The sequence below is a fragment of the Tissierellales bacterium genome (assembly GCA_025210965.1).
Classification (GTDB): domain Bacteria; phylum Bacillota; class Clostridia; order Tissierellales; family JAOAQY01; genus JAOAQY01.
Map to the genome: position 1 here is coordinate 1 of JAOAQY010000043.1, position 16252 is coordinate 16252.

The 16252-nt window shown below is 31.2% G+C and carries 12 protein-coding genes; 2 read left to right on the plus strand and 10 right to left on the minus strand.

What is annotated here, in order from left to right:
* From N4A40_02965 to N4A40_02975, 3 genes are all read right to left on the minus strand, one after another.
* A partial coding sequence (locus N4A40_02965) for a hypothetical protein (protein ID MCT4660795.1) occupies positions 1–511 on the minus strand: 511 nt, incomplete at its 3' end.
* A 36-nt stretch (positions 512–547) separates the two neighbouring features.
* On the minus strand, positions 548–4963 hold the full coding sequence (locus N4A40_02970) for a hypothetical protein (GenBank protein ID MCT4660796.1): 4416 nt from the start codon (positions 4961–4963) through the stop codon (positions 548–550).
* Between the two features lie 9 nt (positions 4964–4972).
* Positions 4973–6115 (minus strand): hypothetical protein, encoded by a 1143-nt coding sequence (locus tag N4A40_02975; protein ID MCT4660797.1) that lies wholly within the window; start codon positions 6113–6115, stop codon positions 4973–4975.
* Positions 6116–6685: 570 nt separating this feature from the next.
* Between N4A40_02975 and N4A40_02980 the strand changes: the two genes are divergently transcribed.
* On the plus strand, positions 6686–7144 hold the full coding sequence (locus N4A40_02980; protein ID MCT4660798.1) for a DUF1456 family protein: 459 nt from the start codon (positions 6686–6688) through the stop codon (positions 7142–7144).
* A 366-nt stretch (positions 7145–7510) separates the two neighbouring features.
* Here the strand turns inward: N4A40_02980 and N4A40_02985 are convergent, their stop codons facing one another.
* The 7 genes from N4A40_02985 to N4A40_03015 all read right to left on the minus strand — a co-directional run bounded on the left by N4A40_02985 (position 7511) and on the right by N4A40_03015 (position 14456).
* Positions 7511–8065 (minus strand): cyclase family protein, encoded by a 555-nt coding sequence (locus N4A40_02985; protein MCT4660799.1) that lies wholly within the window; start codon positions 8063–8065, stop codon positions 7511–7513.
* Positions 8062–8520: a MarR family transcriptional regulator gene (locus N4A40_02990; GenBank protein ID MCT4660800.1), complete on the minus strand. Its 459-nt coding sequence runs from the start codon at positions 8518–8520 to the stop codon at positions 8062–8064. Before N4A40_02990 ends, N4A40_02985 begins: the two co-directional genes overlap by 4 nt.
* 385 nt (positions 8521–8905) lie before the next feature.
* Complete coding sequence (locus N4A40_02995) at positions 8906–9892, minus strand: hypothetical protein (protein MCT4660801.1); 987 nt, start codon at positions 9890–9892, stop codon at positions 8906–8908.
* Between the two features lie 803 nt (positions 9893–10695).
* A complete protein-coding gene (locus N4A40_03000) occupies positions 10696–12129 on the minus strand; it encodes a hypothetical protein (protein ID MCT4660802.1) in 1434 nt (477 codons plus the stop codon).
* On the minus strand, positions 12126–13121 hold the full coding sequence (locus N4A40_03005; GenBank protein MCT4660803.1) for a hypothetical protein: 996 nt from the start codon (positions 13119–13121) through the stop codon (positions 12126–12128). The genes N4A40_03000 and N4A40_03005 overlap by 4 nt, the downstream gene beginning before the upstream one ends.
* Before the next feature lie 40 nt (positions 13122–13161).
* A complete protein-coding gene (locus tag N4A40_03010) occupies positions 13162–13830 on the minus strand; it encodes a hypothetical protein (GenBank protein ID MCT4660804.1) in 669 nt (222 codons plus the stop codon).
* On the minus strand, positions 13830–14456 hold the full coding sequence (locus N4A40_03015; protein MCT4660805.1) for a DUF4433 domain-containing protein: 627 nt from the start codon (positions 14454–14456) through the stop codon (positions 13830–13832). The genes N4A40_03010 and N4A40_03015 overlap by 1 nt, the downstream gene beginning before the upstream one ends.
* A gap of 621 nt (positions 14457–15077) precedes the next feature.
* Between N4A40_03015 and N4A40_03020 the strand changes: the two genes are divergently transcribed.
* Positions 15078–15551 (plus strand): hypothetical protein, encoded by a 474-nt coding sequence (locus N4A40_03020; protein MCT4660806.1) that lies wholly within the window; start codon positions 15078–15080, stop codon positions 15549–15551.
* Positions 15552–16252 lie beyond the last annotated feature (701 nt).

The following is a 16252-nucleotide window of genomic DNA, read 5'->3' on the forward strand; positions in this document are numbered from 1 at the left end:
CATTCTTCCATATCCTATTCCTATCAGTTCTCCAGTACCAGTCATGGGACCTAATCCCCTTATTAGACTGACTAAGATGATCAAGATCGTAAGATCCTTCATCAACAGCATACACATGGAGCTTACCATCAGTCTTCTTAGCATAAAGACCATCCCTAACCCTTGGTTTCCTATGGACATAAACATTTAAAGTAGTTTCATCCTTATTCCACAACCTATAATTATCAAACCTATCATCATCAGCAACCGGATTGTCCTGTACCTTTAGATCAATCTTATAATGACCAGTATAATCAAACACCTCAATAGGTTCCCCATTAAGCTTAGCCCTAGGATCCTTACCTAAATCATTCTCATAGTAAGTCTCATCATGAACCACATCCCATCTATAATCATACAGGGGATCATCCTCATAATCAGAATAGAATGTTTTCATATTGGCCTTTGTACCTAATAGTATTACAGCATTGTCTGTATCTTCTTTTTTGTAAGTATTATAGATATCTTCCATTATAGTTTTTTCGTCCCCTAAATCATACAACCTATTTTAAACATTTGAAGTTACAATATCCATAGGGGATATAAATTTATTTCCTAAATACTTTGTGTCTAAGAGTATTGGACTATCATATAAACCAGTATATGATTTTGATTTCGCCTTAGTTTTCAATTGACAGTAATCGGAGTTCCCCACTCCTATTAATGTATTATCATCAAATAACACAACTGTTGTATCATTATTAGATCTAATCTTATCTACATTTCTTCCTTCATATATCTTCTTCCTTACAAATGAATAGTTATTACCTATACCAACTTCATATAGTTGATCTTCATCATCATTTTTTAGATAGATGGCTTTATTTCCAGCTACATAAGCCTTTTTTACATTATTACTTACAAAATTTACTCTTCTATCTGTATACTCAAATTTATTATAGTTATAGTATTTGTATTTTTTATCGAAAAAATACAAATTACCATTTTCTCCCAATATATGCCTTTTAGAAATTGATTTGACCCTATCTATATCAAGTTCAGAAGTAAATACACCCTGATATAAATTATTTACATCTATATATCCTTTCCATTTATTATACGATTTAAAATCATAATGACCTGAACCATCGTTCATAATGTTTCCGTATATCCAACTTCCATCTGTTTCTTTATATACAAATGAATTATTCTCAAGTACATATATATCCTCAGCATTATTCGAAATAGGTTCTTTTTTTCTACTATAGTATCCATTTACATTATCATCGTTATAGATATTTCCTGGAAATCTATAACTAAATGCTATTTTATTATCACTAAATGTCAAATTTCCATAAGCATCAGGAAAATTATCAGTTTCTACACCATACTTTCCATGTGAATAACTACCCGAATAAGTAGGAATACTAGAAATTCCTATTTTTTTATCTAACTGTTCCTTTCTATCTCCACTGAATTTTATTTTTTCTTTAGTAAAATCAAGATATGACTCATCTCCTTCTGAGTCACCAATTTTTAAATTTGTTCCATATGGAGTCTGAACGTATACTGCTTTATCTGTTATTTCAATATCAACAAAATCATAGTATTTTGCATAAAACTCCCTATATATTTCATTTAAAGATGCCCTAGTAATTATTTTATTTTCTTCAATAAAGGAATTAACATCTTCATCAAGTAATCCTAAAGAGTTTCTATTTTTTACACTCATTATAAGATATTTATCAGAATTCTCTCTCAAACTAATATTTTTAAGATTATCAGTCTTTAAGGCTATATAATCTCCCCAGTTATCAGAAACTTTTTCGTAAGGATAAAATTTATTTTGCACCTCAAAATTCATGTGCTTAGTATTTGTGGTGTAGTCTTTATCGAAGTAAGTCATTGAACGCTTACCACCATTATAAGTTTCCATATCATGCTCAAATTCTTTTATTAGATTTCCAAGATTATTATAAATACGTATGAAATACTTTATATAATTACCATTTCCCTTATCAAAATGTTTTCCCTCAACTACCTCACCATAATATCCTTTGTCTTCTTGATGGGATTGTATTTCACTCATTCTACAGGTTAATGATTCAATAATCATACTATTTGCATTTACAATAACATTATAATTTGAATATTTGTACCTATGATTTTCATAATGCTTTACTTCTGCCCATTTATAGGATAACAACGCCTTTTTATAAAACTTATATATTGCGTCATTTAATTTTCCAATACTTTCTTTATTCTCCGGCAAAGTATTATCAAAAACATAAATCTCAGCATCAACCTTCTGCTCCTGAAGCCTCATCTTAAGACTTTCAACCTGATCTCTCAAATCCATAAGAGCTTGACCTTCATAGTCAGTAAGAAGAATGAGATCCACCTGCTTACGTTCATCAAAATTCAGCTCAACAGTAGGAGCAACATTTAATACCTCAGAAGTCCTCTTTTCTTCCTCGATATCTGTATTATCATCTTTTCTACGATCAGAAGCCTTAACAAATTTTTCAATAGTTGGCTGTCCAAATTCTTCAGTTACTTCTAAAGTTATTAGATAATTTCCCACCTTATCAACATTAATCTGAACCATTACTTCATTTTCATCACTTGCCACCTTTGCAACTTCATCATCAAAAGAACCATCATTATCACTATCAAAAGTATAAGACCATTTTCTATGGGCAATAAAATCTCCATCAATACTACTTGAATTATCAGCCATATTTAGAACGGCAACACCATCAGTATCAGGATTTCTATAGACCATCTTCCTAAGAGATAAATCAGCAATAGGTTTTTCATCAGGCTTTATTGTAATAATCTTTTCGATTTCAGCATCGTAAGTAATATCCTCTTCATCCTTATAAGTACAAGTTGTATATAACTTCATCCAAACCTTATACTGACCCGGCTCTTTAAAAAGCACATCCTTATCCTTACCTAACAATTCACCATCAATTTTTATACTCTCACTACTTTGTCCATCAAGAGGAGTAATTTTCCACTCAGTTCTATCCCACTGTATTGGGAAATACTTTGTACCCGTACTCATACCACTAGAAATATTCACCTTACGATTTTCTTTCAATGCACCATATGTTTCAATCACAGGTGTAAGTGGATTTACTATAGCAAATCTCGTCCAAGTATCATCAGAAGCACCATCGTCATCAGTAACCTCAAGCTCTGCCCTAGCACTATCATTTACATCCAATATATAAAAATAAGTTCTTTTATCATGCCTACCTTTATAATAATAAGCATTCCAAATATCCCAATCATAATCTACAATACTACCATCTTCATCAGTAGACCTACTTGTAGCCTTAGATTTAGCCCCAGCCTTAATTTCTTCCTTTATTTTTATTCTAGCTTTTGGAGGTTCATTTGGGGTTGGGTCAGAGGTAGGGTTGTCATCATCTTCCAGCTTATTAGCTATCTTCACATTATGTATCTTTTCCCCCTTATTTCCCTCTGAATCCATAGCCTCAAGTTTTAAAAAAATTTCACTTTCAATCCTATTTTCCTTATCAGGATTAGGTATATTCCATGAATAATCAGTCCCGAAAGGAAGAGTATATGTCATATTTTTATTAACTAAAGGATCACCAATCAGTTCAAACTCACCAGAAGTTTTTTTGATATACCAATTCCAAGAAACAATCTTTAAATCAGGAATATCATCAAGAAGTGACGGGGAAAGAATAGTTTCATCTTTAAGATCAATCGTTACCAAATCATCAGAAGAATCCCACATCCCTTCATCAAGTATAATCATTTCATTATCTTCATATACCATAGCATCATGATTAACAGTAAAATCTACACTTATAGGCCCTTTCATCTTTACATCTATTTCAAACTCCGTACTATTTTTAAAACCAAATTCATCACCAACAAGAGTATCAAAAGAAGTACTGGCTTCTTCTTTTTTCCTATTAATTTTACCATTGGCTAACTCACTTCTTTTGTATGTTTTTGAGAATGTGTATGTAGGATTTCGTTTATCTACAAACTCAACTTGAGTACTCAAATTTAATTCTATTTCATTAGGTAATAACTTTTCAGTATCCATACCACCTGATATTTTATCATCATAATGAAAAGTAACCTTAAACTTATTTGTCACTTCATCATCTTCAGGAAGCATCAATATATATTTCTTTTCAGGCTCAATAGTTAAAGAACCTTTAAAACTTTTTATTCTATCCCATTCCATCGTGTCATAATACTCTGTCTTATTGTGTATATGCTTCATAACAAAAGATCCCTGTGAAAAGAATGTTGGTAAAGATTGAAGCTTTGCTACACTGGATAGCTTTTGTCTTAAAGTTTCATTATTGCTGCCTATAAGAGATGACAAATTGGACATACCATCTGTTTTTTGTAAAATTTCCTCTAAGGTATATCTTCCTACTGCATCACTGTTAATAGTATCTGTTTTTAGCATATGGTTAAAGAGTTCAGTTTTATCATCAGAAGAATCATTAAAAGGTCTCCATGAATCAGCATGCTGATTAGACCTAACAATCCATTTTTTATTAGGTGGTTCTTCACCTAAATTAGCACCAGGATATTTATCATTAGTCATTGGGTCACCGGACTTATTGAATCCAAGATATTTAGGTTCAGACTTATCTAAAACTTTACCACCATAGTCACTTTGCTTATCAAATGGTACACCATAAATGATTTGCCTATACTTCCTGAAGGAAGATATATTTAAATCTACTCTTTCCTTTCTAGTTCTACCGTCATATGATAAAGTACCATCTGTATCAGGAGGATAATTAATCGATGATGTAATCGCTTCAAATATCTGTTTATCAGTAAGTGCTGAAAGCTCTGCCACTGACATACTCACTAACTTATTTATAGTCATAGTACTTTCACCATAGTTAAAGGTATCTATAGGTACTGCCTGTATAAGTAATAAAAACACAAGAATTACTGCTATCTTCTTCAATCGTCTCACCTACTTAATTTTTGTCATTACAAATTTTCTTTTATCTTCACCACGGTAATAAACATATATTCCGTTAATCACTTTCTCTGCTTCTTCACTCATTTCAAGTACTGAATCACATCTTATATACTTTAGATACTCAAACAATTCATCACTATAGTATTCCCTATAAAGTTCTTTCATACAGGACCTTAGTATCTCAGGATATATACCTGTCCATCTTCCACCACTATAATGATACCTATCAGATTTATATAATCTAAAAAAGTCAAAAGTTATTTGTGTACCTATATTTTTATAGTCCCAAGGTATATTTTTAACTGTTATACTAAAGTTCTCTGCCCCATATGCCCTTGCATCCATATGCTCACCAAAAATTCCAACTGTACATGTTTCAAATGCCTTATCTACTGTAAATGATGCTGTACCACCTTCTTTTACAGCATGGAATGAAAGTATCTTAAGCATTTGGAATACCCTTTCATTAGCATCAGGTATTGTTTTTATTGAATCTTTTAATAGATACTCTTTATCTTCATCTTTGTCTATACAGATTATGTTCTTTCCATCAAGCTTGAACTTCTCTGTAGTAATAAAATGATGGGCATCAGGATTATTATTCACATAATCAATAAATTCTTCATCAGACCACATTTCTTTATTTTCAAATTCCTTATTCCACACAAAAGGTTTAATTCTCTTAACCATTTCTTCTGCTTCTTCCCATGTAACTAGGTTCTTATCTTGAAACAAATTCTCATAAGGCTTTGTATCATAGCCACTGAATATGAATATGTATCTTAGGGCATTTCCACGAGTCAAATTATACATTTCTGATTCCTTGCACTGTTCTTTCATTTTTTTATCAAATCCAAGATATACAGCTCTTTCTAAGCTTTTTTCATCATATCCAGCCTTTTGAAATGTCATTGTTGAAAAACTATCATATCTAATATACTTTCCCAACTCCTTATTATATGACTTCATGGTATCACTTTTCCTAAATATCGAACGTTCTTCTTTAGTCATTTCATTTTGGTAAACATCTATACCAAATCGTTCCTTAATTTCTTGATATGTCTCCCCATAGGATGCCTGACCTAGGATGCATATCAACAACATTGCTAATAATACTACTCTTGTTTTTTTCATATTCTTTTCTCCTCTTTTGTACTAACACTAATTTTCTTTTTTCACTAACATTAGGTTTTATCTAATTATTTTTACATATCAAACTACACTTAATTGATATACATTACATCAGAGCTATTTAAATCTACATATGTAATTTTTTAACTTTTTATATTTTACCATGTTTTTATGTTGTTTGTAAATATTGGGAATGGATTTTAATGTATTATCTTTTGATTAATTCATGCTATTTTAAGAAAGAACTTAACTTAAAGATAGTATTTTGCGGCTGCAAAATTACTTTGGGGTCAAGTCTCTCATCCTTGCATTTTAAAACAAATTGAAAATCTTACAAGCAGCCACTAAATTTTTCGTTATATATAATATTATTCACTTTGCAATATTTCCAATTATTTCTCCATTGAAAAAATAACTTGTTATAAGAAAATCATATGATACAATAATAACATTGAAAAAGAGATACTAAATATCTTCAAAATCTACTTTATACCGAAATCTAAAGATTCAGTTTAGACATGAGTTTTGCATCTGCAAAAACGAGCTTTAGACAAATTAAAATAGGGGGAAATAATGAAAAAGATTACGATTTTTAAGAAGGCTATTACAGCCCTTGCTATAGATAGTGCTGATTTACCTGAAATAATCAAAGCAGGTGATGTTAAAGTAACTATAGATGAAATAAATACATTTTTAGCTATGGATGATGCTACAGAGAATATTGATGACAAGTATCTAGCAGGCTTTTTAAATGGATATATAGTCCACAGAAGAGGCCCATCAGACAAGCCTCAAGTAGCAGAGTTTGATGTAAAACACAGAAGATCAATCGGAAATATTGTTCTTAAAAAGCTAAAAATAGCACTTTCTTTCACAACAGAAGATATGCTAGACGTATTCCTTGAAGGAAACATGGAACTAACAAAAGGAGAACTATCACCATACTTCAGAAAAGAAGGACACAAGCACTATAAGTACTGTACAGATGAAATGCTTGAAGCCTTTTTCTTGGGACTTAGAACTTGTCTTTAGGGTGCCTAAGGTAGCCTAATACTGAACCTGTGCCTAATCGCTGCTTAGCAACTGGCCTAAAATTGTTTAAGAGCCGTAGTTCATTGGCCTAGTTCGTAGATCGGAAAAGAATCTTTTTTAAAACATATGCATTTCATTACAATGAAATAAAAGCTCTAAAAGTAACTTGTATACTTTTAGAGCTTTTTGTATTTCAAAAACAATATTAGGCCAGTTGCTAAGCAAGGCTTAGGCGCAATCAAAGCTTTAGGCTACATTAGGCCAAAAGTATCAAATGCAAGAATGAGAGACCCGACCCCAAAAGTTTTTACATTTGCTTATATCCCTTCCGACCAACTACCTACGAACTACTACCAACGATGATATTTATCCCCTCGCCACTACCCTACAAGGAAGTCCAGTCATCTTTTCATAATTAATAGGATAAGTACTTATAACCACATCCTCAAGCCCAACTAGCTTATCAAGATTGACTAAATTTTCAACTACAAAAGCTCCCCTATCCGCACAGTATTGATCTTTTGGTGTGTGTTCTTTTCCCATTCTTATACCGGCGAAATCTACACCTATTATTGATACCTTTTTTTCTAAGAGTGCTTCTATTAATTCATCTGATAATTGTGGGTGATTTGTAAAATATTCTTTTGTGCCGTACTCTACTTGCTCTATGTATCCTGAATAGAATGCTACAAACATTCCCTCCTTAACCATACTCATATCTATGTCAGATATCTCAATATCCCTCTCAAAGATACCTTTTACATCAAATACCAAACCCTTACGCTCCAAAAACTCAAGGGGAAATTCTTTGTTCATGACATCGAAGTGAGTACCGACATGACCTGATAATACCTTCTTCTCCGCTCCAGAAGCATCATTAACAATTTTCGGTGTTACTTTTAAAGTAATATCTACTATCATTTTTTACCTCCTATTTCACTTATTTTAGTATTTAAATAACCATTGAAATCTTCCATAAAGGATAGTATTTCCCCAATAGTTTCCCCATCATATTTATTTAAAAACTCAAGATCCCTCTTTATCCATAAATCATGTCTTTTCTCATGCTCAAGGTATATCTCTTCCCCTTCTTTAGTAAGGGAAAAGTATATCTCCTTTTTATTATCTTCAATAGAATATCTAATTATCAGATTTTCCTTTTCTAAACGTTTAATTATTTTACTGACCCCGCCTCTGGTCATACTTAGTCTATTTGAAATATTAGTCACATTAGGTTTTTCAAGTTCCTTAATAGCTACAACACAGTGAACATCAGAGTAACCATAGCCATGAAGCATCTCATTTTCAGTAAGTTTAGACAATAAATCCTGCTTTTCAAGAAACTCAGCAATATTATCTAACAATTTTTCTTTCATAGGAATCCTCCTTTTTGTTTCTAAGGAAACAATATCACATTTTTGTTTCCTCGTCAACAAAAATTAGCCTAAGATAGCCTTATACTGCTACGCACGTGCCTAAGGTTGTTTAATAGCCGTAGTTCGTTGGTAGTTCGTAGATCGGAAAAGAATTCATTACAATGAAATAAAAGCTCTAAAAGTAACTTGTATACTTTTAGAGCTTTTTGTATTTCAAAAACAATATTAGGCTTTTGCAAAGCAAGGCTTAGGCGAGATCATAGTAGCTTTAGGCTAACTTAGGCCAAAATCATCAAATGCAAAGATGAGGGACCTGACCCCAAAAGCATTTTATGTTCTTCCTACCAACGACCAACGCCCTACGACTTACGAATAACGGCCCTTCCTAATCAATTATCGCATATATACTTATTTGCTTAACTAAATCATAATCATCTACTTCATGATTACTGTCGTATCCGATGCTGTTTACTGTGAATCCCCAGCCGTCTACGTCGTAGACGTATTTTGCTGTGCTGTCGTCGTGGTGGGAGTACATGCCTTTGTAATTCTTTGATATTTTTTCAAAGGCTTTGTTTACACTATCGCTTAGGGATACTCCGTAGGCTGTGTAGTTGTAGCCTCTGATTGTTAGCATATCTAGCTTTTGTGTACCTTTTAGTTCCTCTTCATCGTGGAATGCTACGAAACTGATTTCATCGTTTGAATAGCTTGATGAGTACATGAAGTATCCACCGTCCTGTACTTTTTCTATTTCCGATTTGTCTATATCAAGTAGCTTACACATCTCGTCCACTGTTGGGATATGATCGAAGTTGTAGGCATTTTCATTTACAACCTTGTAGTATCTATCTACTTTTTTGAAAGTATAGCCCTTTTCCTCTATCTTGTCTACAGCCTCTTTGAAGTCAGAAAACTCATATCCAGGGTTGTCTTTTATATTGTCAGCATCGTTACCGTACATGCCAACACATAAAGTCAAGATTACATCTTGATAATAAGAAATAGGATAGTCCTCACCACTCTTATCAACAAGCTCTTCATCCCTAGTAGGAATCACCTTGTAATCACTCACATATAAAAATCCTCTTTCATCATCAGATGCATCATCAGGATCAAACTCAATAGTCATATCCACATACTTACCATATGTATCAAGCATAGGGAAACCCTCTAAGTGATAAGAAAAACAATCCCTATCAACATACTTAGAAATCTTATCCTCACCAAGAGCAATCCTAGTGTACTCCTTACCATTAAGAACAAGAGGGTCATACTCTGACTCGATAACTACAAAATACGGAGCCACATTCGCAGTAAGTTCCCCAGAAAAAGTAACCATCTCAATAGCACTCTCAACAGGCTCAACCACCTGCTCAGCATCCTCCGCTGGCTGATCAACCCTAGGCTCAGTATCCGGATCAACAGTTTCGGGAGCTTTATTATTGGCACATCCAGTAAGTGCTAAACCTAAAACTAATAATAACATTAGAAATTTTTTCATTTTATTCATCCTTTCATTTGTTTTTATGGTTTTATTATAGCATTTGGGGCATGAAAAAATGTAAAGATAAAGGTATCTTTACATTTTAATAAATCAGTATACTGATTTAGACAAGCAATAATCATAGATTATTAGCCCAGCAAAATATTTATTTTTAGCCTAGCACAAGTTAATTTAATACTTGTAGCCCAGCCGTTACATCGTAACTTGTTCATGGATATTTCTCTTTATGAGAAATTATTACTTATCGAATAACTATTCCAAATTCTTAACTCTTAGAGATTTTCTAATGTCAGTGCATCTGATAATCCATTTTTGACATGACAAACAAACCAAAGGTTAAGTAAATTTGCATTCTTTATAGACTAAGCTTAAAGTCAAAACACTGGTAATATGCCATTTGGGGTTCCTCTCGAAATTCCTCCTTATAGTTTTCCGCTTCTCGGTTATATTTTTCTTGTGGGATAACATAACCAGAAACTCATCCCTGCATTAAAATGGATCAAATCACTCATCAGGCAATCTGTTTGAATACTCTCAAATCCTTCATTACTGAGTAAAAACATTGTGATACAATATCATAATCCATGAAAACACCATATGTCAAAATTTCGACTTGTTTTCTTACTTAATTTCTAATAGTGTCTACATTTTATTTATATAGCTTGTAACTATAACTCAAACAACCTATTTTGAATTTCAATATTCTCCTTATTGGGAAACTCATAATCAAAAATTGATGCAATAATTAGTTGATTCTCACTAAAATCTCTTCTTAAAATACTCATCATCTTAGAAATATTCTCTTGATTTACTTCTCTTCCACTTGGCGAATCTATTATTATCGGTAGTTTATATCCAAGTTTTTTTTCTAACTCCAACACATATGACAGTTTGAAAACAAAAACTAATTTGTGAAGTATGGTACCTGAATAACGCTTTAAATCGCTTGTAAAAATAAAATCTTTTGCATCATTAATGTATTTGTCTACTCCAAGTTCTACAGAATATTTCTTTACGTTATTATAAAGATTCGTTATAGTTCTTGTATTAGATCTTGTTACTTTATTGATTTGATCGTTGATTACTTTTTTTTCTTTTTCGAGTTTTTTTATTACTCTTTCAACTACCACATTATCAATATCCAGTCTCATTATATCTTTGTCGAATGAATTTATAATGGTTTCAGTTTCAACGAGCTTCACTTCATTATTAACAGAAGATTCCAATGTATTTTTTTTGTCGAGATATTTATAATATTCGATTTTCATCATCTTTTTCTTAGCATTTAAGTATTCAACATCATCATTGTAGTTAATAATTGTTTCTTTATTAACAGGTACTAATTCACCTTGAGATGATTGAACACAAATTCCTAGATTCTCAATATAATTAACAAAATTGATATTACTCTTACTCAACTTATCAACTTCTTTGATTTTTTCATTTAATTGCTTTATTTCAAAATTTATAATTGAAAGTTCTTTTATTATTTCTTCCTCATGTGTATCGAAGGTTAAATTTTCTTTATACTCCAAAACCTCCTGTTGATATTTGCCTACATTATACATATTCTTGTATTTTGCCAACTCTCTTACCAAAATATTTTGCTTATCCATTAAGTCCTGGTATTCAAGATCGCCCAAACCTAAGATTAGTGTTTCAATATTAAACTTATTATTTCCAATAATTTTTCCCCTATTAAGTAAAGTCCAACCTTTATCTTGGTCAAAATAAATAGAACCTAATACATTATGAAGAATATCTAAATTTTCAATACCTAAAAGCTTAGTATGTAATAAGTCTTGTTCATATGGAAGTATAAAGTCAGTTACATTCTCATTTTCCTTATATTTTATAGAATCATCTTCTCTAGTTAAAATCACTTCAAATCTATCAATTTTAAGTTTCAAAACAAACTTACATTTCCTAAAACTAATTCCTTGTGTACTTGGAATTGAATACCCTAAACTATATAACAACATACGTATTAGAGTTGTCTTTCCAACACTATTTTGTTTACTATGAATTTGAGTAATCGTTTCTCCGAAAACAATTTCTCTTTGCAACAATCCTTCAAAAATCTTCAACGACTTGAAAATCATAACTTCACCTTCTTCTTTATAGAATCAATAAGATATCGTTTAATAAGTATTTTCTTTAAAATAATACGAGTTAATAACTCCAATATTTCACCATCTATAACACCATCATTAAAATTGTCTTGATACTTCATCCAATTTAAGTCAATATATTTATTAATCTTATCAGTACCTAAACTGCTCTTTTGCATTTGAAAATCAGTTATCACTTTTGAAGTAAATTCTATCTTAGAACTTGTATACGATATCAAATCTTTATAATATCTAATAACTTCCGCAATCTCTCCTTCATCTAGACATACTAGCTCCTCATCAGATTCATGCAATTCAGAGTGAACAACAATAATTGGCCATATCAACTCTTCCTTACTGATATTCACTTTTTCTTGTTTTACTGTTGAGTTGAAGAACATCTTCGATTGCCAAACATCTAACACTTTATCTGCTTTTCCTATTAACACATTATTCAATCCTGATAGAAACTTTGTTACTTGTTCATTTATCACTTTATATCGCTCATTAGGTCTGTTTGTATGAAATGGTAATACTGTAATCTTTAAATTTTCTCTTTCAATGTGCAGTTCTTCTAACTGATCTAAATAATCATCAATTTTTTTCTTACAAACTTTTGGAATTTCATCATAGTATTTATTTGTGAAACCGTAAAATGCAGTCATTGAAGTTTTATCATTAAATGGATTAGGTGTATTCGTAATGTATACTAGTTCATTGCTATTTTCACATGATGCTGCATTATTAAGAGTTGTTAAAGCTTTTTTTAGCTTTTTTAGAACGTTACTATAGTCTTCAAACTCAACTACTGACTTAGCTTGAGAATAAATATAGTTTCCATCACTTAACTTTATTTCAATATCTTCTAAATCACCTTCAACTTTTATTTCAACTAATTCCTCAATATTTTGGATTGCTAGAATAATAGCAGCATTGGTCTGAAAATCCCATCCAAATGAACTTGCTGATGCATTATTTCCCATATTAACCTCCTATTATATACCACAGATTTCAAAAGTAAGTTTAATCTAGAAGCGACATTTGCTCATAATTCTTATATAACTTTTTGAAGTCAGTAACATTGTTGAAATCAAAATCTTTATTTTGTCTGTATATTGTTACAAATAATGCTAATGCTTTTGCCTGACAACTGACTGATTTATTAGGATTAAATTCAATGTCAGAAAAAGCATCAAACTCTATTACTTTTCTTACTAAATCCTCATGTTGTAGCAAACTATTAATATATAACCAATCATAGAAGAGTGATTTTGGTTCCTTTTCAAATTCTCGTCCTATGAACTTAAATCCAATCAGTTTTCCAGAAGTTTTCAGTCGTATATCTTTTTTCGCTTCTCGCGGGTTCATATATATAATATCTGTATAAGGTCCTCCATTTTGAAAAATTTTGCTTGATTGATATGCTGATTCTACATAAACTTCAATATTTGTTTTAACAGTTCTTATTTTTAAGTTGAAGGCACTTAACATCTTACCTAATTCTGTATTAGACTTCGTTGATACTTCTAATATTTTACTCCCTATGTGAGCTTTTAGAAACTCCTCGTGTAATGATAGTATACTTTTCTGTTTTTGCGATACTGAAAAACCAGAATACCAAGTAAAATTAACCTGTTCTTCAATGAACATACTTTTCTCATTATCTACAATAAAAATTGGTCTTATTGCCATTATTCCTCCTGCCAGTAATTATAGTCTTTACGTCCCCAATAATACTCATTACTAAAGATTAGATTATGTTTTCTAATCGCATGCTTTTTCCTGAATCTATTATAAATGTGCTTTTGGTTGAAGTGGATAGATTTAATATATCTGGATTCTATTATATCACATACTAGGACTTCTGCTTGTGGATCAGTAGTGTAATACGTTGGAAGTCCTAGCTTCAATCTTAACATTGGATTATAAAATAATTCCCTTAACTTGCGCCTGTCACTCATATTTCCATGAATGTTATCTCTTTCTTCACTAGATGCAGCATTAGTCTTGCAAAAGATACAGTCCTTCTCCCAAAGTACACTAGAATCAAATTCAATTACACAGTACTCACGTTGCGGATAATTAGATCTAAGCGTGTAAAAAAATTTATAGTTAGGGTATGAGATTGATAAGCAGTTTGCATACAATGCTTCATCTAATCTATATGGGTCATTATTTTTAAATCTTAAATTATTTTCACTCAAGACCTCTACAGGAAACAGTCCAAATTCAACGATACTCTCTAGATTCTCAACTCTTGTAAAATGAACTAATGTATTTATTCTATTTAATCTACAATACTCTCTTATCTTTATCATCTAATTAACCCTTCCGCTTATAACTCTAATAAAATTAACTACATTTATTTTTCAGCTGTTCTCCTTAATGTTAAGAAACTAACTATCCATCCTCTTCCATTTCACTCCTAATTATCACCAATTACAACTAGTGTGTAATAAAACAAAAGATCCGATAAGATTTATTTATCTCATTGGATCTAAGTAATTTCAATATGTACGACACTATACCACAGATACCTCTTGTGACAGCAGTGACCATTAGCCCACATGTGTGGAGTACATAATCTTACATCTCCAATAAAATCAAACCTCAATTATGAAAAATCATCATCTGTATAAAAATAACTTTAATAAGCTAATACATAAAGTACATTCTACTCATATGATTAACGACTACTACCCAATAGCTGATTATGATGTAAAACCTTAATTTTTTCTAGTAAATATAACACAACAAATCAAATCTTAAATGTATCAAAAAAACAGACACCACTTTCAAAATGGTGTCTGTTCTTTAAAGTCAGTTGATAATTTTTCCCAAAAACATTATAACACAAAATCTGGAGAATCACCTAAAAACATACCAATTTATATTCTAATAAAATTATATATATAGTAATATTTTCTTGAGGTGTTTTTATGAAAAGATTGTTTAGTACACTGAGTATAGTTATTATAATTATTGCTATGTTTTTCCTATATAAAGATGTAGTTTATTATCATATCCCTTATAATCCTTTAAAAGAAATATACGATATAGAAGCTGAGATTAAACATGCTGATTATCAAATATTATTCGAAAAATTACTAATAAGACGGACTGAGGAATACAAAAGTGACATTCATCACGACATATTAAAATACTTTGCAGATATGGACATGGTTCCTCTAAAAAGTTCCACTCCAGTTAAGGTAATTTATAAAAATCCACACCGATCCATCTTATTCAGCATCGGAGAACCTTATAATAAAACAATCATGCTTTTCTTTTATAACCCCAACGTATTCGAATTAATCTCAGGTGGAATTCTAAAAGATGGTACATATAAAATCCAAGGTGAAGGAGTAGATTTCATATATTTATCCAATACTTTGAAAGAAAACAACTATTAAAATCCATGCAAAACCAAACTTCCCTTGGGGCCTGGCCTATCATTTAAGCTAATAAATTTATAACTGAGAATGATACTACTCAGTTTAAATTTATGGTTTAGCTTCAGCTAAAAGCATCCTTTTGATATAGATTCTCTATTAAGAATTGATTTCTTTAGGTTAAACTAATTTGAAAACTGGTCATATCGGTACGGAGAAAATCAGTTAATTCAAGGTCTAAAATAAATAATAACCTTTGGGGCTAGGTCTACCATTTTCCCGTTTTTGGGGACAGACACCAAAATTCAGTCTGATAGCGCTCAGTCTGACAGGAAATGACAAAAAAACTTTCTTCTAGGTTAAACTAATTTGTAAAGCTAATAATTCAAATTGAAAATGCTCCTATTCAATTTTTAATTATGGTTTTGTGTACAGCAAAAAGCATCCTTTTGTTATCTATACGGAGAAAATCAGTTGTACGGGGTCATTTAATCTGATTGTAATGCTTTGGATCTATATCTTTTAACCCCATCAGACTATCTAACTATCTGACTAAGTACTATTTATAATCTTTTAATTTTTTCTTTACACATTGCTTACTAAGTATTCATAATCTGTTCACAGATGTTCTTTAATATATAGTTATAGCAAATAACAAACGAACAAAAACAACAATAATTGAAAAGCCAACTTAATAACTAAAATTGAGATTTCCAAAATCT